This window comes from Streptomyces sp. WY228, assembly GCF_019287315.1.
Taxonomy (GTDB): domain Bacteria; phylum Actinomycetota; class Actinomycetes; order Streptomycetales; family Streptomycetaceae; genus Streptomyces; species Streptomyces caviscabies.
Genome location: NZ_CP079114.1, coordinates 2,706,657 through 2,723,811, shown reverse-complemented (window position 1 = coordinate 2,723,811; position 17,155 = coordinate 2,706,657). Strand labels below are relative to the sequence as shown.

The 17,155-nt window shown below is 75.7% G+C and carries 13 protein-coding genes and 1 pseudogene; 5 read left to right on the top strand and 9 right to left on the bottom strand.

What is annotated here, in order from left to right:
* Positions 1 to 183: 183 nt before the first annotated feature.
* On the bottom strand, positions 184 to 1,092 hold the full coding sequence (locus KV381_RS11745; RefSeq protein WP_218785177.1) for a LysR family transcriptional regulator: 909 nt from the start codon (positions 1,090 to 1,092) through the stop codon (positions 184 to 186).
* 112 nt (positions 1,093 to 1,204) lie between these two features.
* Here KV381_RS11745 and KV381_RS11740 point away from each other — a divergent pair.
* Positions 1,205 to 2,083 (top strand): annotated as a pseudogene (locus tag KV381_RS11740) (EamA family transporter); the annotation flags it as partial.
* A 121-nt stretch (positions 2,084 to 2,204) separates the two neighbouring features.
* On the opposite strand, the gene KV381_RS11735 reads toward KV381_RS11740, so the two are convergent.
* The 7 genes from KV381_RS11735 to KV381_RS11705 all read right to left on the bottom strand — a co-directional run bounded on the left by KV381_RS11735 (position 2,205) and on the right by KV381_RS11705 (position 10,214).
* On the bottom strand, positions 2,205 to 2,993 hold the full coding sequence (locus tag KV381_RS11735) for a sugar phosphate isomerase/epimerase (protein ID WP_193463239.1): 789 nt from the start codon (positions 2,991 to 2,993) through the stop codon (positions 2,205 to 2,207).
* Positions 2,994 to 3,079: 86 nt separating this feature from the next.
* Positions 3,080 to 3,697, bottom strand: coding sequence for a GAF domain-containing protein (locus tag KV381_RS11730; protein WP_030085479.1), 618 nt, complete (start codon positions 3,695 to 3,697; stop codon positions 3,080 to 3,082).
* Positions 3,681 to 4,610 carry a S8 family serine peptidase gene (locus KV381_RS11725; protein WP_030085481.1) on the bottom strand — a complete coding sequence of 310 codons (930 nt, stop codon included), beginning with the start codon at positions 4,608 to 4,610 and terminating at the stop codon, positions 3,681 to 3,683. Before KV381_RS11725 ends, KV381_RS11730 begins: the two co-directional genes overlap by 17 nt.
* Positions 4,611 to 4,613: 3 nt before the next feature.
* Positions 4,614 to 7,967 (bottom strand): adenylate/guanylate cyclase domain-containing protein, encoded by a 3,354-nt coding sequence (locus KV381_RS11720; protein WP_218785176.1) that lies wholly within the window; start codon positions 7,965 to 7,967, stop codon positions 4,614 to 4,616.
* Positions 7,968 to 8,059: 92 nt separating this feature from the next.
* Entirely contained in the window at positions 8,060 to 8,278 is a 219-nt protein-coding gene (locus KV381_RS11715) for an aroma-sacti cluster domain-containing protein (protein ID WP_030085485.1), read from the bottom strand.
* The gene (locus tag KV381_RS11710) at positions 8,275 to 9,039 is read right to left on the bottom strand and encodes an iron-containing redox enzyme family protein (RefSeq protein ID WP_218785175.1); all 765 of its coding nucleotides are present in this window, start codon (positions 9,037 to 9,039) and stop codon (positions 8,275 to 8,277) included. Before KV381_RS11710 ends, KV381_RS11715 begins: the two co-directional genes overlap by 4 nt.
* Complete coding sequence (locus KV381_RS11705; RefSeq protein WP_218785174.1) at positions 9,036 to 10,214, bottom strand: radical SAM protein; 1,179 nt, start codon at positions 10,212 to 10,214, stop codon at positions 9,036 to 9,038. The genes KV381_RS11710 and KV381_RS11705 overlap by 4 nt, the downstream gene beginning before the upstream one ends.
* Before the next feature lie 332 nt (positions 10,215 to 10,546).
* On the opposite strand from KV381_RS11705, the gene KV381_RS11700 reads away from it, so the two are divergent.
* The 4 genes from KV381_RS11700 to lanKC all read left to right on the top strand — a co-directional run bounded on the left by KV381_RS11700 (position 10,547) and on the right by lanKC (position 15,195).
* Positions 10,547 to 10,708: a hypothetical protein gene (locus KV381_RS11700; protein WP_170994579.1), complete on the top strand. Its 162-nt coding sequence runs from the start codon at positions 10,547 to 10,549 to the stop codon at positions 10,706 to 10,708.
* A gap of 88 nt (positions 10,709 to 10,796) precedes the next feature.
* Positions 10,797 to 10,955 (top strand): hypothetical protein, encoded by a 159-nt coding sequence (locus KV381_RS11695; RefSeq protein WP_165891054.1) that lies wholly within the window; start codon positions 10,797 to 10,799, stop codon positions 10,953 to 10,955.
* 293 nt (positions 10,956 to 11,248) lie between these two features.
* A complete protein-coding gene (locus tag KV381_RS11690; RefSeq protein WP_030632136.1) occupies positions 11,249 to 12,520 on the top strand; it encodes an MFS transporter in 1,272 nt (423 codons plus the stop codon).
* Positions 12,521 to 12,531: 11 nt separating this feature from the next.
* A complete protein-coding gene (gene lanKC, locus KV381_RS11685; protein ID WP_218785173.1) occupies positions 12,532 to 15,195 on the top strand; it encodes a class III lanthionine synthetase LanKC in 2,664 nt (887 codons plus the stop codon).
* Here the strand turns inward: lanKC and KV381_RS11680 are convergent.
* Positions 15,182 to 17,095, bottom strand: coding sequence for a BTAD domain-containing putative transcriptional regulator (locus KV381_RS11680; protein ID WP_256995048.1), 1,914 nt, complete (start codon positions 17,093 to 17,095; stop codon positions 15,182 to 15,184). The two genes, lanKC and KV381_RS11680, sit on opposite strands and share 14 nt — an antisense overlap.
* Between the last annotated feature and the right edge of the window lie 60 nt (positions 17,096 to 17,155).

The following is a 17,155-nucleotide window of genomic DNA, read 5'->3' as shown; positions in this document are numbered from 1 at the left end:
GTGAGCTCCTTCCCGGGGTGAAAGAAACTTCCAAGGAAGTACGCTTATAGGGAAAGTAACTTCCGGTCAAGGGGCCTGGCCGGGACCGGGGGTGACGTGCCGCCAGAAGAGTGGGCGGCCGGAACCGGTGCGCGGGGGCGCCGGCCGGAACCGGCGGGCGGGGGTGCCGGCCGGAAGCGCCGCTCACACCAGTCCGGCCGCCGCGCCGTGGGCCCGCAGCGCGTCCACCGCGGCCGTGATCGCCGGCCGCCGCGCCGCCTCCGTACGCCACAGCGCGTACAGCCGGCGCTCGGGCACCGGGTCCAGCCGCACCGCCACCACCCCGTCCGGGAGCGGCCCCCGCCCCAGCCGGGGCATCATCGCGATGCCCAGACCTGCGGCCACCAGGGCGAGTTGGGTGTGGTTCTCCTCCGCCCGGTGCCGGATGTCGGGCTCGTGCCCCGCCGTGCGCAGCGTCCGCACCAGCCAGTCGTGGCACACCGTCCCCGGCGGCTGGCAGATCCACCGCTCGCGCGCCAGCTCCTCGCGCCGCACCCCGTCCCGCCCGGCCAGCGCATGGCCCCCGGGCACCAGCAGATCGCACCGGTCGACCCCGATCACCGCCTGGGCCAGGCCCTCCGGGGCGGGCAGCGGGGCGATGTCCCAGTCGTGCGCCACGGCCAGATCCACGCCCCCCTTCGCGGCCAGGTCCACCGACAGATGCGGATCCACCTCGTCCAGCCGGACGTCCAGCGCCGGGTGGTCCCGGTCCAGCCCGGCCAGCACCCCCGGCAGCAGCCCCCGCGCGGCCGAGGCGAACGCGGCGATCGTCAGCCGCCCCGTCGGCAGCCCCCGGCGCTCCTCCAGCTCCGTCTCCGCCTGCTCCATGATGGCCAGCAGCCGCTGGGCCGTGCCCGCCAGCCGCAACGCCTCCTCGGTCAGCGCCACCCCGCGCCCCCGCCGCTCCAGCAACGTCGTCCGGGTCTCCCGCTCCAGCTTGGTGATCTGCTGGGAGATCGCGGACGGGGTGTAGCCGAGGGCGGCCGCCGCACCCGCGACGGAGCCGTGGACGGAGACCGCGTGCAGGGCGCGCAGCCGGGCCAGATCGAGCACGGTGACCTCATCCTTCGGGGCGTCTTCCGGGGGAATTCTTCAGCAGCGCTGAATTCCATCATGAAGGAATCGGTGCTGGTGCTACACGGTCATCCTGCTGAATGCTCGCCCCATGCGTCCACGCCATATCGCCCTGGCCGTGCTCGTCGCGGCACTCTGGGGCGTGAACTTCGTCGTGATCGAGCTGGGGCTCGACCACTTCCCGCCGCTCCTCTTCTCCGCGCTGCGCTTCCTCGTCGCCGCCGTGCCCGCGATCTTTCTCCTGGGCCGGCCGTCGGTGGCCTGGAAGTGGGTCGTGGGCGTCGGACTGGTCCTGGGGGTGGGGAAGTTCGGGCTGCTGTTCATCGGCATGGACCAGGGGATGCCCGCCGGGCTCTCCTCCCTGGTCCTCCAGGTCCAGGCCGTCTTCACCGCCCTGTTCGCCGCCCTCGCCCTCTCCGAGCGGCCCGGCCGGGTCCGGCTGGCGGGCATGGCCGTCGCGCTCGCGGGCATCGGGGTGGCCGCCGTGGACGAGGGCGCGGGCGGCCCGGTCCTCGCGTTCGTCCTCGTGGTCGGCGCGGCGGCCTGCTGGGGCGTGTCCAACGTGCTCACCCGCCGGGCCGCCCCCAAGGACGCGCTGACCTTCATGGTCTGGGTCTCGGCCGTTCCGGTGCTGCCGCTGCTGGGCCTGTCGCTCCTCTTCGAGGGCCCGGACCGGGACGCGGAGGCGCTGGCCGCGCTCGACTGGAGCGGGGCGGGCATCATCCTGTTCGTCGCCTGGGTGAGCACGGTGTTCGGCTTCGGGGCCTGGGGCTTCCTGCTCCGGCAGTACCCCGCCTCGTCCGTGGCGCCCTTCACCCTGCTCGTCCCGGTCTTCGGGATGTCCTCGGCGGCGCTGGTGCTCGGCGAGGAGGTGAGCCCGCTGCGCTGGTGCGCGGCGGCGCTGCTGGTGGGCGGGGTGGCGCTGACCTCGGGCGTCGGGCCCGGCACCGCGGCGCGCCGGCCGGAGCCCGCCGCCGGGGGCGTGGCCGAGGGTGTCGCGACCGCCGCCGGCGCCGCCGCGACGACCGCCGGATCTGCTGCGACGCCCGCCGTCGGTGCCGCCGCGACGCCCGCCGCCGGATCCGCTACCGCTACTGCTTCGGTGCTCCGAGCCGCAGCAGATACTCACGCCCCGCGCCCAGCAGACCCGGCAGCTCCGCCGCCCCCGGGTGCCAGCGCTTCTCGTACTCCCAGCACACCCACGTCTCCGGATCCAGCCCGTCCAGGCACTCCGCCAACGGCAGCGCCCCGGCCCCCGGTGCGAGCGGAGTGAGGTCCTCCGCCGACGCGACGTCCTTCACCTGTACGTAGCCGAGGTGCGGGGCCAGCACCGCATGGCTCGCGGCCGGCTCCTCACCGGCGAGCCAGGTGTGCAGGACGTCCCAGATCGCGCCGACCCGGGGGTGCCCGACCGTGGCGACGACCCGGGCGACGTCGAGGCCCGCCCGGTGCGAGTCATGGGTCTCCAGCAGGATGCTCACGCCCATGTCGGCGGCGGCCGGGGCCGCCGCCCCGAGCCGCCGGGCGGCCGTCGCGTCGGCCTCCGCCTGCTCCTGGTCGCCGCCGCCGGGGAACACCCGGACATAGGACGCGCCCAGGTCGCGGGCGAGCTTCACCAGCTCGGCCAGTTCCGCGAGGACCGCCTCGTCGTCGCCCTCGGCGGCCGCCTTCACATAACCGGCGAGCGCCAGGATCTCCACCCCGCCGGCCTTGAACGCCTCGACCACATCGGCCCGTTCCAGCGAGGAGAGCCCCAGGTGCACCGGCTCCTCCGGATGGACGCGCAGCTCCACCCCCTGGTAGCCGTGGTCGGCGGCGAGCCGGACGACCTCGGCGACCGGCGTACCGGGCACTCCGAGCGTGGAGAAAGCGAGCTTCATCGTGCGTGTCCTTCCCTTGGTGCCGACGCCCCGCTCCTGCCCGCCGGGCCGGTGGCTACTCCCGGACGCCGGTGGCGCCGGTGACCTCAGCCGACGCCCCGCAGCAGTCGCTCCAGGCTACCCAGCAGTTTCAGCGCGTCCTCGCGCCGCGCACCCTCCAGCGCGCCCCCGGCGGACACCGCGCGCTGCTCGGCCTCGCGCACCCGCTCCGGCGTGAGCACCCGCAGGGCGGCGGCGGCCTGCCGGGCGAACATCGCGAGCAGATCCAGCTCCCGGACGCCCGACCGGGCCTGCGGGGACGGATCCAGCACCTCCAGGACGCCGAGGATCCGGGCGTCGCTGATGAGCGGGGCCGCCATCAGGGCGTTCGGCACATACGCGGTCGACTCCGCCAGCGAACGGTCGAAGGACGGATCGGCGCTCAGGTCGTCCACCACCATCGGCTCGCCGGAGGTCGCCACCCACCCGGCGATCCCGCGCCCGGCCGGGAACCGGCGGCCCACGAGGAACTCCTCGCCCTGCCCGGACACGGCCTGGAAGACCAGCTCGTCCGCCTCCTCGTCGAGCAGGAAGACCGAACTGGCCTCGGCCCCGAAGATGGCGCGGGCCACGTCGACGACCGACTGGAGCAGCTCGCTGCGCGGCGCGTCGGCGACCGTGGCGGTGGCGGAGAAGGAGGTGGCGGAATCAGTTCTCGGAGTCATCACGGATATCTCCTGCCGGAGTGGAAGAAGGACGCGGTGCGGGGCGCACATTGGCCGCGGACAGATAGAGGGCGTTCTTGAGCTGGAAGGCCGTCATCCGCGGATGCGCGGACAGGACGCGGGCGCAGAGCCCGGCGACGTACGGCGTGGCGAAGCTGTTCCCCGTGGTGCGGATCGTCCGGCCGCCCAGCCACGGCACGGTCACGTTCTGGCCCGGGCCGAAGAACTCCACCGGGGGATCCGGGTTGTACAGATGCAGTTCGGGATCGTCCTCCTGGTGGCTGCCCACCGAGATCACCGAGGCGAACCGCCAGGGGAAGCTCTCCACCGGGGTGTTGTGGGCCGAGGCGACGATCACCGTACGGGCGAAGTAGGCGCTGTCGGCCAGGCTGTGCAGCTCCTGCGCGAACCGGGTACGGGTCGTCGACAGACTGAGGTTGACCACGTCGAAGCGCTGCTCCACCGCCCAGCGCAGCCCGGCCATGAGGACGTCGCCGGTGCCGGAGAACCGCTCCCCGAGCACCCGCACACTGTGGATCTCGCACTCCGGGGCGGTCCGGCGGACGATGCCCGCGCACGCGGTGCCGTGGCCGCAGGTGTCCCCGGTGGTCGTCGGCTCGACCGCGATCTCGCCGCTCTCCCCGTCCTTGACGACCACCCAGGAACCGGCCAGCGGGCCGATCAGCGGATGGTCCCGCTCCACACCCGAGTCCACCACGCAGACGCGTACGCCGCGGCCGGTGGCGGGCCCGGTGGGGCGGCCGAGCGGGGGTCCGGCGTCCGCGAGCACCGGTACGTCGTCGGGGCCGCGCCCGCGCAGACTCCAGGTCAGGCCCTGCCCCGGGGCCGTACGCGCCCGGGGCCGTACCGATTCCGCCTGTGCCTGCGCCGGTGCCGGTTCCGTGGTCGTCATCGGTCAGCTCCTCTCCCTCGTCGTGGCCATGGCCAGAGGCGGGTGCGCGAGGAACCCGGAGACCCGGCGCACCCCCGGCAGATGCCCCTTGCCCGTGAAGTGCGCCCCGGCCGACCGGGCCGAGGCCCCGGCCTCCGGCCACCGGCCCAGGGCGGCGAGCGTGTGCGCCCGGTCCAGCTCGGCCGTCGCCTGCACCAGCGGTGAATCGGTGAGCAGCGAGGCCCGGACCGCCCGGTCCGCGTGCCCGGCCGCCTCCTCGGGGGCGGACCGGGCCGCCAGCCGGGCCCGCAGCCCCGCCAGATCCACCGCGTCCGCCCGGCTCAGCCCCGAGGTGTCGCCGACGCCCGCCAGCCGGGCGGCGGCCAGGTCCTCGCGGCCCTCGTCCAGCTCCAGGCGGGCCGCGTCCAGCGCCACCGCCGTCCGCATCCCCGCCGCACCCGTGCGCCGGGCCGCCGCGTCCGCCCGGCCCAGCAGCTCCAGCGCGGCGGCGCTCCGGCCGGACAGCGCCTCCACCGTCGCCCGGAACACCGGCAGGAAGACCTCCGCCTCCGCGAACCCCAGCTTCCCGGCCAGCCGTTCCGCCTCGGCCAGGCAGCCCCGCGCCTCCTCGGCCCGGCCCTGGAGCGCGTACAGCACCGCCAGCGGGCAGTTGAGGGTGATCCGGACCGTGGGCCGGCCCGCACCGTGCGCCGCCAGCAGCGTCCGGCAGCGAACCACCGCGGCGGGCACCGGAACCGGCCCGCGCCACAGCGAGATGCCGATCGCGCCGAGCGCCCCGGCCCGCTCCGGCTCCGCACCGGCCAGCACGGCGTGCTCCAGCGCCCGCGCCTGGTCCCGCTCCGCCTCCTCGTGCCGCCCGGACCGCTGGAACTGCTGGGCGAGCCGCAGATGCGCGCGGGCCCGGCCGGTCGAGTCGCCGGCCGCCTCGAAGACCGGCAGTACGGTACGGGCCACGGCGGCGGGGCCGGGCGCGGCGGCCGGATCCAGCACCGCGAGCGCGAGCCGGGCGTGCGCCGCCTCGACCGCGTCGGCCCCCGAGTCCCGTACCCGGCGCAGCAGTTCGGCCCCTTCTCCGGTGCGGCCCAGCGCGACGCGGACCTCGCCGAGCCGCCGTGCCGCCGCCGGATCGCCTGGGCACAGGTCCACCGCGCGTTCCAGCAGCCCGTGCGCCCAGTGCAGGTCGGACCGGGCGGCGGCCTGCGCCCCGGCCCGGCCCAGCGCGGCGGCGGCCCGGTCGCGCAGCCGCCGGGCCGCGTCGTCCAGCAGACCCAGCTCGGCGCGGTAGCGGTAGGCGCGCTCCAGATGGCCGCCCACCGCACCGTCGCCGGCGCGCAGCACGCTGGGCAGCTCCGCCGCCCAGGCATGGCGGTCCGCCTTGGCCCGCTTGGACAGCGAGGCGTACGCGACCTCGTGGACCAGCCCGCTGCTGAACCGGTACGCCGCCTCCTCCCGGCCGCCCGGCGGCCCCGACTCCACCAGCCGGCGGCGGCCCAGCACCGCCAGCGCCTCCTCGACGCGCCGCCGGTGTTCGGGGCCGGCCGCGCCCGTGAGCGGACCGGGGCCGTGGCCCTCCCCGGCCTGCACGGAGAGCTCCAGCCGGACCAGCTCCGGCGCGGTGAACTCCCGGCCGATCACGGCGGCCAGGTCCACCACCCCGCGCTCCGCCCGGGCCAGCGCCCCGATGCGGGCGCCGAGGAGGGCCTGGAGCGTGGGCGGCAGTTCCTCGCCGGGGGCCGGGCCGCCGCCGGGGCGGGAAGCGGTCGCCGGGTCCTCCCGGTCGCCGACCAGGAGCTGTTCCAGGTAGAGCGGATTGCCGCCGGCCCGTGCCAGGACCCGGTCGTCCACCGGGGCAGTCCCGCCGTCCGCACCGGCGAGACCGGCGGCGAGCCGGGCCGCCTCCTCGCGGGGGAGGCCGGTGAGCTGGAGGTGGCCCGCACCGGCCGGGGGTTCGCTGTCCTCGCCCGGTCCGTCCGGCCGCCCGGCGCAGAGCACCAGCACGCCCGCGCACCCCGAGCCGTCCGTCAGCCGGTGCACCGTGCGGACCAGCAGCGGGGCCGCCGCGTGCCAGTCGTCCAGCACCAGCACGACCGGGCGGATACGGGCGGCCCGTTCCAGGACCGCCGTCAGGGCCGCGCACATGTCCTCGAAGGGCGCGTTCGGCGTGCCGTCGCGCAGCAGGCCCCCGGAGAGCAGGGCCATCGCGTCGTCGACCGCCAGCCCGTCGACCGCCGGCCCGTCGACCGCCGGCCCGTCGGCTCCGCCCTGCGCTCTGTCCACTGCCGGATCCACCGCCGGACCCACCGCAGGAACCGCCGACTGACCCGCCGACCGACCTGCCGGAGGGCCTGCCGACTGACCCGCCGGGGGACCGACCAGTGAACGCACCGCGTCGGCCAGCGCCGCGAGGGTGCCGTGGTCCCCGTAACTGCGGCACCGCCCCGCCCCGTACACCAGCGCCCCGGACGCGGACCGCCCCGCCAGCCACTCCCGTACCAGCCGGGTCTTGCCGATGCCCGCCTCCCCGGTGACCCGCAGCAGCCCGGCGCCACCGCCGTCGACGGCCCGTTCCAGGGCGGCGTCCAGCGCCTGCCGCTCGGCGTCGCGGCCGACGAAGGGGACGTCGAAGCGGCGCAGCAGCTCGGGGTCGTCCGCGCCCAGCGCGAGCAGCCGGTAGGCCTCCACGCTGTCCCGCTTGCCCTTCAGCCGCAGCGGCCCGGTGGGCTCGGCGCGCACCGTCGGACCGGCGGCGAGCAGCGTCCCCGGGCCGATCAGGATCTCGCCCCGGCCCGCGTTCTGCTCCAGCCGGGCGGCGATGTTGACGGTCTCCCCGGAGACCAGGGCCTGCCGGGCGGTCGCGTCCGAACCCGCCACCACCTGACCGGTGTTGACGCCGACGCGGGTGGCCAGCTCGATGCCGAGGGTGGCGGTCAGCTCCTCGTTCAGCCGGGCCAGCGCCCGGCGCATCCCGAGCGCCGCCGCCAGCGCCCGGCGGGCGTCGTCGTCACGGACCACCGGCACGCCGAACACCGCCATCACCGCGTCCCCGATGAACTTCTCCGGAGTGCCGCCCCGCGCCACGATCTCCGCGCTCATCGCCTCGAAGTACCGCAGGGTCACCGTCCGCAGCGTCTCCGGATCGAGCACCCCGGACAGCGCGGTGGACCCGACGAGATCGCAGAACAGCACGGTCACCGGCTTGCGTTCGTCACCGGCCGGGGCGACGGCGGAAGCGGTCGCGGCGGCAGCCGGCGGGCCGGCGGTGTCCGTGGCACCCGCGGCGGTCGCGCACGGTGTTCCGCAGGAGGAACAGAAACGGGCCGTCGGCGGCAGATCCTGCCGGCACGCGAGGCAGTTCATGGCGGGTCCTTCTCTCCGATGTCGGGCGGGTACGGGCCCGCTACCGGCGTTCGATGGCCGGCTACGGGCCCGTACCGCTGATCGGTCGCCGGTCAGAACAGCGCGCCGCCGGCGATCTCGCCGTGCGCCTGTACCTCGGGACCGACGGCGTCCAGCCGGCTCTTCACATCGAGCAGCAGCGCCAGTTCCTCCGGCGTCAGCCCGCTCAGCACCTCGCGCTGCTCCTCGGTGAGGAGGTCCACGGGGAAGCCCGCTTCGTACAACGCGTCGGGCAGCACGGTCCGTTCGCCGTTCTCGGGTGGTCCGGTCATGGTGTGACTCCCATCGGTGGGACAGGTCCGGCTCCCCGCAGCGACGGCGCCGGTGCGGAGCGCCCGAGCCGGACGAACAGCCGGGTGAGCGCGTCGAGGGAGTGCAGCGCGCTGACCGCCACGGCGGCTTCCCGCTCCCGGCCGAGCGGCAGCCGGTCCAGCAGCGCGTACAGCTCGTCCAGGTGCTCCGTGTCGAGCACCGAGTGCTCCCGTACGGTCCGCAGCGCGGCGGCGGGCAGTCCGGTCAGCCGGGCGATGCGGCCGGTGAGGCCGGGGGCGGGCGCGTAGCCCTCCAGTACGGCGATGTAGCCGAGCAGGGCGACCGGGTGATGGTGCTCGATCCAGTAGTACTGGGACCCGACGAGCGAGGCGGTCAACGGCGAGGGCAGCGGGCCGAGCGCGTCCTCGGGCGTGCCGCCCGCCGCCCGGAGGTCGTCCAGCAGCCAGTCGTCGTGGCCCGCCTCCTCCCGGATGTGCTCCTCCAGATACGCGGCCAGCGGCGCCGCCAACAGGTCGCCGGAAGCATCCAGTTGGCGGGCTCGGCGCAGGGCCAGCTCCATCAGCGGGACGGAGGCGCGGATGACGGCGTGCATGGTGCACAGATACGTCCGGTAGCGCGGCAACAGCCCTTCGGTGCGCCACATGTGGTGCGTCGCGTCCCGGAACTCCGGCTCCAGCAGCAGGAGTTTGACCCGCAGACGTGCGGAGGCCCCGGTACGCCCGAGTGATGCGCCCGCGGAGGTGGGGGCGGGTGCGCTCATCGGACCTCCTCCGCTTCGCTCTCCGGCAGGGCCGGCCCGCCCGCGACGACCAGCGGTGCGTACGCCGCGCAGCCGTGGCGGCGCACGACGCCCTGCGCGCCCTCGCGGGACCCGCGCACCGCCGCCGTCAGGTCCAGCAGCGCACCGGCCGCACCGCCCGCCACCGCCTGGGCCCCGGCCATCGCCGCCTCGTCGCCGCCCAGCGCCCGGCAGCCGTCGCAGTAGGAGCCCGCCGGGGGGCCGGAGCCGTACCGGGCGGCCAGATGCGTGGGCCCGACCGTGCGGAGCATCCGCAGCACCGGGGACTCCAGCGCCCGGCGGCGTACGGTCGCCCAGTCGTCGGCGCCGATGTGCCCGAGGTCCAGATGGGCCGGGACCGGCCGCCGGTCGACGGTGTCCTGGTTGCAGCAGGCCAGCACGCGGCCGTCGAAGGCGACCACCGGCCAGGCGGCCATCGAGCACGGCGACGCCGCCGCCGGGTCCGGGCCGCTGCGGGCGGGCCGGGCCCAGGAGGCGGCCCGGCCGAACGGCCGCACCTCGTTGACCAGGCACGGGACCTGCCCGCCGAACTCCTCCTCCACCGCCCGGGTGAGGCCGGCGAGATACGGATCGGCCGCGCCGGTCCCGGTCAGGTGCAGGCTCACGGCCACGCCCTCCGCCCGGATCCGGTGCAGGGCGCGGAACACGTCGGCGCGCGGGACCTCGCGTTCGTGGTGGACGTCGAGGGAGGCCGAGAAATGGTCGACCGAGCGGATCGCGCGCAGGATCGCGGGAGGAATCGCCGCACCGCGCCGACCGCCGTACCGCCCACTGCGCCGCCGCCCGGTGCTCCCGTCCCTGGCGCTCCCGCTCCGGCCGCTTCCGCTCCGGGCGAAGAACATGCCGCTGAGCAGTGCGGTACGGGACCCGGCGCGGCGTGCCAGCGTGCTCAGCCGCTCCGCGAGCGCGGGCAGCAGCAGCGGCTCCCCGCCGGTGAGCATGACGACGTCGGGCCGGTTCTCCTCGGTGAACGAGCCGACGAACCGCTCCAGTTGACCGCCGTCCGGCTCCTGTCGGGTGAACAGGTCCGACCCGGTCGAGCAGTGCGCGCAGCGCAACGGGCAGCGCCGGGTGAGGCCGATGAGCAGACCGGCGGCCGGGAAGGGCCGCCGTGCGACGAGTTCGGCGAGTTCCATGCGGGCCGCCTCCTTCGGGGCCGGTGCGCGTCGGGCGCGTACCCAGGCTGTGCGGAACCGGTTCGCGGACGGTCCGGAATCGCTTCGGAGGCGGTATGGGCCCAGGTCGGGGCGGATGTCCGGACCGCCGCCGGAGGCTCGGGAGGCGGTCCCGGCCCGCTCCGGACGGGCCCGAACTGGCCCGATACCGACGCCATACCGCCGCCGAAGCGATCACCAGGCCCGGCTTCCTAACTTTCTCGGCAACGGCAGGCACCGGCCCGCCGCACCGGACACCGAGGGGCGTTCCCCACGGGCCCCGGTCCCGCAGTGACGAGTGGATGGAGACCACCATGTCCGAGAACACGAAGCCCGCCGCCGACGACGCCAACGAGACCCCCGAGGTCGAGGCGCACTCCGTCCTGGACCTCCAGGAGACCGCCGTCCACGGCGACCGCGACATCATCGCGCCCCCCGGCAACTGCATCAGCGTGCTCAGCGTCGTCGAGAACTGACCCCGCAAACCGGACGCCCAAGGCCCTTCCGCAGCCGGGGAGTCCGGTCGTTCCGCAGTGACCAAGTGACGAGTGGATGGAGACGACCATGTCCGAGAACACCAAGCCGGCCGGCGACGAGACCAACGAGACCCCCGAGGTCGAGGCGCACTCCGTCCTGGACCTCCAGGAGACGTCCGTCCAGGGCGGCGACACGACCGACGGCAACTGCATCAGCGTGCTGAGCGTCGTCGAATCGCAGCGCTGACCGCAGGCGCAACGCGGCGCCGATCGCGGCGCCGGGCACACCGGGCCGTGCGCCGCGGCGGGCCGAGGCCGACGCCTCGCCCCCGCGGCGCCCGGCCGGCGGACAGGCGGGGACAGGCGGTACGGGGCGGCTCCGCGAACACCGGAGCCGCCCCGCCGCGCTTCGTACGCCCCTGCCCCGCCACCTCACCCATGTCCTCACCCATGTCCTGACCCGCGTCCTGGCCCTAGTCCTGACCCGAGTCCTCGCCCATGCCCTGCAATGCCCTGTCCGCCGACCTCCGGGAGCCCCCGATGGCCACGCCGCTCCGCTCCAACCGGGATTTCCGGCTGCTCTGGATGAGCGGCCTCTTCGCCGTTCTGGGCAGCCAGATGGGCGCCCTCGCGCTGCCCCTGCTGATCCTCCGGGAGACCGGATCCGCCGTGCAGGCCGGCGCGGTGGGGACCGTGTCCGTCTGCGCCGTGCTGATCACGATGCTGCCCGGCGGGGTGATGGCCGACCGGGTCGAACGCCGCCGGCTGATGCGGCTGTGCGACGTGGGGAGTCTGGCGGCGGTCACCGCCCTGACCCTCGCCGTGTGGAACGGGCACGCCCCCATGGCGCTCGTCCTGCTCGTCGCGACCGCCGGCGCCGTGCTGAACAGCGTCTACGCCCCCGCCGCCTTCGGGCTGATGCGCGCGGTCGTGCCGCCGGACCAGATGGGCACGGCGACCGCCCGGCTCCAGGCGCGTACCTCCACGGTCCGGCTGGTCGGCCCGCTGGTCGGCGGTGCGCTGTTCGGCGTGCACCAGGCCCTGCCGTTCGTCGCCCAGTTCGTCGGACTGCTCATCTCGACCGTCTGCGTGGCCCTCGTGCGGACCCGCTCGGAGGCCAGGACCAAGGCCGGTTCGGTGTTCAGCCGCCGCGAACTCACCGCCGGGCTCGCCTTCCTGTGGCAGCTGCCCTATCTGCGCACGGTGCTGCTCGTCTTCGGCCTCGGCATGAACTTCGCGTTCGGCGCCCTCACCTTCACCGCGCTCGCCGTCTTCTCCGAGGGCGGGCGCTCCGGCCTCGGCGGCGGGTTCGTCATCACCTGCGTCTCGGCGGGCGCCCTAGTCGGCGCCCTGCTCGCGCCCCGGCTGGCGCCCGACCGCCATGTCCGGACGCTCATCGTCATCACCTGCTGGAGCTGCGTCCTGACGGCCGCCGCGCTGGCCTGGGTCAGCAGCCCGCTGCTGGCCGGCCTGCTCTGCGCGCTCTGCATGGGCCTCTCGACGGTCGCCAGCATCGGCTTCCTCTCCACCCTGCTGATCGTCACCCCGGAGGACCGGCTCGGCCGGGTGCAGAGCGCGGCCTCCTTCCTGTCCTCGGTGGTCCAGCCGTTCGGGCCGCTGGCGGGCGGCGCGCTGCTGACCGCCCTGGGCAGCAGCGCGGCCTTCGGGGTGACCGGGTGCGTGCTGGCCGTCTCGGCGGCCGTGGTGACGTTCGCCCCCTCCGTACGCGCCGGGGCGGTTCCGGTCCCCGGCCGCCCGGCGGAAGAGCCCCGACCCGCCCACGACACCGCCGGTCGTCCCGGCGCACTCTGAGGAGGAACGCCGTGCCCGGACCGCAGCAGACCCAGCTCTACTGCCTCGCCGACCGTACGTACTACGACACCCCGGCCCGGCTGCCGGACGAGGAGACCCGCTACCCGCTGGACTCGGCCCCGCCCCCCGAGGGCTGGTGCCGGACCCCGGGCGGCCTGTGGACCTCGATGGTGCCCGAGCACGGCGAACCGGCCGCGCAGGGCTGGAAGATCCATGTCTCCACGGTCCCGGAGGAGGCGGAGGCGACCCTGCGCGACACCACCCGGGTCTGCCTCGCCCACGGGGTGCCGTTCAAGTTCCTCCGCAGCGAGCAGGCGCTGCTGCTGATGTCCGGCAAGTACATGTCCCGCTCCGGCGCGGGGAAGTTCCTCACGCTCTACCCGCCGGACGAGACCGTCTTCCTGCGGTTGCTCGACGAGCTGACCCGGGTCCTCGCGGGCCGCAGCGGTCCGTACATCCTCAGCGACCTCCGGATCGGCGACACCCCGGTGCACGTGCGGTACGGGGCGTTCACCGCCCGCTGGTGCCGGGACGCGAACGGCGAACGGGTGCCCGCCCTGCGCCATCCGTCGGGCCACCTGGTGCCCGACGAGCGCGGCGTGGTGTTCCGGGTGCCGCCGTGGGTCACCGTGCCCGGGGCGCTGCGCCCGCATCTGGCCGCCCGGGCGGCCGCAGGCGACGCCGCGTTCCCGTACACCGTCACCAAGGCCCTCCAGTTCTCCAACGCCGGTGGTATCTACCTCGCCCGGCACCGGGACACCGGCCGGCAGGTGGTGCTCCGCGAGGCCCGGCCGCACTGCGGGCTCGACGGGGCGGGCGACGACGCGGTGACCCGGCTGCACCGGGAGCACCGGGCCCTGACCGCGCTGGCCGGACTGGACTGCGTACCGAAGGTGCACGGCGTGACGACCGTGTGGGAACACCACTTCCTGATCGAGGAGCACATCGAGGGGAACACCCTCCTGGAGGAGATCGTCGCCCGCTTCGCCCTCGTGCGCGGGGCGGGCACGGCCGCCGAACTCGCCCCGTACACCGCTTGGGTGGACTCGATCACCGCACAACTCACCAGCGCGATCGCGGCTGTTCACGCCCGGGGGCTGCGCTTCGGCGATCTGCACCCCAACAACATCATCGTCCGCCCCGACGGCCGTGTGGCCCTCATCGACTTCGAGTACGCCGTGGGCCTCGACGACGAGGACACCCCGCTGGCGGGCGCGCCGGGCCTCCAGGCGCCCGTCGGCACCCCCGGCGCCGAGGCCGACGGCTACGCGCTCTGGGCGACCTGGCTCAGCATGCTGATGCCCCTGATGGAACTGGCCGGGCACGACCGGGCCAAGGCCCTGACCCTGGAACGCTGGGCCCGCCGGAGGTACGGCCTGGCGTCCGACGCGGGCCCGCGCCGCCCCGCCGTCCTGCGGACCGTGGCGGACGACCGGGAGCGCGAGATCGCGGCCCTCCTCGACGGCCCCGCCCCCGACTGGGCGGGCCTGCGCACCCGGCTGCTCGCCGGAATCCACGCGGGCGCGACACCCGAGCGCGGCGACCGGCTCTTCCCCGGCGACCCCAAGTCCTTCGCCACCGGCGGCAGCGACCTGGCGCACGGGGCCGCCGGTGTCCTGTACGCCCTCCACCGCGTCGGCGCCCCGGTCCCGGACGCCTGGACGGACTGGCTGGTGGACGCCGCCCGCCATCGCGACCCGGCGTCGCCCGGCGGCCTGTTCGACGGATTGCCGGGCACCGCCGTGGTGTTGGCCCGGCTCGGCCGCCCGGACGAGGCGCGGGAGCTGTTCGCCCGGACCGCCGCCTCCGCGCACCCCTCCGCCTGCGCGGACCTGCTGACCGGCCGCGCGGGCACGGCCCTGGCCGCGCTCCGCCTGGCCACGGCCGGCACGTCGGCCCCGGGCACGGGCGCGGTGGACGGTGCTCCGGATCGGGCCCCGGCCCCGGACCCGGAGCTGCTGGAGACGGCCCTGCGCACCGCCTGGGATCTGGACTGCCTGGTCCGGGGCGAGGGCGGGGCGGGCGGCGGCCTGACCGCCCCGCCCTCCGCCGGACTGCTGCGCGGACTGAGCGGCGTTGCTTTGCTGCACCTCGAACTCCACGCGCTCACCGGCGAGGAGTGGCTGCTGCGCGCCGCCCGCACCGCCCTGTACCGGGACTCCGGCCACTGCGTCGCGATGCCCGACGGCACCGTCCAGGTCAAGGACGGCCGCCGCCACCTGCTCTACCTCGACCAGGGCAGCGGCGGCTTCGCCCTGGTCGCCCACGCCTATCTGGCCCGGCACGAGGCGCCCGCGCTCGCCGCGCTGCTGCCCGGGGTGCACAAGGGCTGCACCAACGAGTTCGTCCGGGAGCCGGGTCTCTTCACCGGCCGGGCCGGACTCGTCGCCACCGCCCGTCAGTTGGAGCGGGGCCCGGCCGGACCGGGGGTGCTCGCCTCCGTACGCAACCTGTCCTGGCACCTGATCGCCGACGGCGACCGGCTGCTGGTGCCCGGGGCGGGTCTGCGGCGCTGCTCCGCCGACCTGGCCACCGGGGCGGCCGGGCTGCTGCTGGCCCTGCACTTCCTGGCCGGTGCGGACAGTAAGGACGGTACGGAGACCGGGGGGACCACCCACGGAGCCCCCGCCGACGACCGCCCGCACGACCTGCTGAAGCTGCTCACCCTGGGCTGAGCGGACCGGCCGCCACGGCCGCACGGGCGGGCGCGGCGGCCCGGTCCGGTACGCCACCGGCCTGATCGGTTACGCCACCGGCGCCCGCCCCGCCGTCCCGTCCCGACGCCCCCCGCTCGCGGGCGTACAGGCCGAGCAGGCGCGGCACTTCGTACAGCGCGGCGTGCGCGGTGACCTCTCCGGCGGGCGAGGTCACCGCACCGGCGTCGATCAGCGACTCCACGGCCCGGATCGCCGTCCGCTCCTCGCAGCCCAGCGCCGTCGTGGCCCGGTCCAGGGTGAAGCCCCCGGCCTCGGCGAGCCCGGCCAGCCGGCCCAGCACCCACCGGTCGCCGTCCGCCAGGTCCTGCCAGCCGGACGCGACCCGGTGGCGTACGGAGACGTCCCCGGCGACCAGTTCGTCCAGCGCGGCCGACGGATCCTCCAGCCGGGCCGCGTACTCCGCCAGCGGGAGATGCCGCAGCACCGCCAGCCGCATCCCGCTCACCTCCACCGCGAGCGGCAGCGCCCCGCAGGCCCGGACGATCCGCAACGCCGCCGCCGGGTCGGTCCGCAGCCGCCCGATCCCGATCAGCTTGCCCAGCAGTTCCAGGGCCTCGCTGTCCGCCAGCACGGGCAGCGCGATCCGGTGCACCGGGGCGAGTCCGGCCAACTGCCCCCGGGCGGTGACCAGTACGGAGCACGCGCCCGACCGGGGCAGCAGCCCCCGTACGGACGCCTCGTCCGGTACGCCGTCCAGCACGACCAGCGCCCGGTGCCGGGCCAGCCACTCCTGCCAGGCGTCCTCGGGGGCGGCATTCCCCTCCGGCACCCCGCACAGCCGGCCCAGCTCCGCCAGGATCTCCGTCCGGCCGCGCGCCGTGCCGTCCTCCCGGCGCACCCGCACCTGGACGCGGCCGTCGGGGAACCGGTCGGCGAGCAGATGGGCCGCCCGGACCGCCAGCGCCGACTTCCCCGCACCGGCCGGGCCCGAGACGACCACCACACGCTCCTCGCCGCCCAGCACATCGAGCAGATCGCGCAGTTCCTCGCGGCGGCCGGTGAAGGCCCCGGTACAGGCGGGCAGCGCCACCGCGCTCACCGTCTCCCGGGCGGCGGCGGGCCGCCGGGCCTCGCGCCCCCGGCCGAGCATCGAGCGGTAGAGCGCCGCCATCGCCGGACTCGGCTCCAGGCCCAACTCCCGTGCCATAAGCTGCCGGTAGTCGTCGTACACCGCCAGCGCCTCGGCCTGCCGGCCGGACTGGTGCAGCGAGTTCATCCAGGCGGCCCGCAGCCGCTCCCGCAGCGGATGGCGCTCCACCAGGTCCCGCAGCCCGTCCACCGCGACGGCCGCCCGGCCCAGTTCGATCTCGGCCTCCGCCCAGTCCTCGTAGACCGTCAGACAGCGGGCCTCCAGCCGGTCCGCCTCCTCGGCCACCCCGGCGGAGTCCCGCAGATCGTTCAGCGGCGGCCCCTCCCAGAGGTCCAGCGCCTCCCGCAACAGCCGGGCGGCGGACCGCAGATCGCCCCGCCCGGCCTCCGCCCGGCCCGCCCGGGCCAGCGACCCGAAGCGCAGGGTGTCCAGCTCGCCCTCGGCGATCCGCAGCTGATAGCCCCCGCACCCGTGCACCACCCGGTCCCGGCCCCCGTCCTCGGCCGGACCGAGCAGGGCGCGGGCGGCACTGACGTACACCTGGAGGTTCTTGCGGGCGGTGCGCGGCGGGTCGTCCGGCCACACCGCGTCGGTCAACACATCGACCGGTACGGGGGTGTTGGGGCGGGCCAGCAGGGTGGCGAGGACCAGGCGCTGTTTTCGCGGGCCGAGCGGCAGCTCGCGGCCGTCCAGCCGGGCCGTGAGCGGGCCGAGCAGCGAGAAGTACACCGCACCTGCGGAACCGGTACGGGCGGGAGGTCGGGTCATCAGCGGGCCTCCGGAAACGGGGGACGGGCGGCGGAGTGGGCCGTACGCACGCCCCGATCC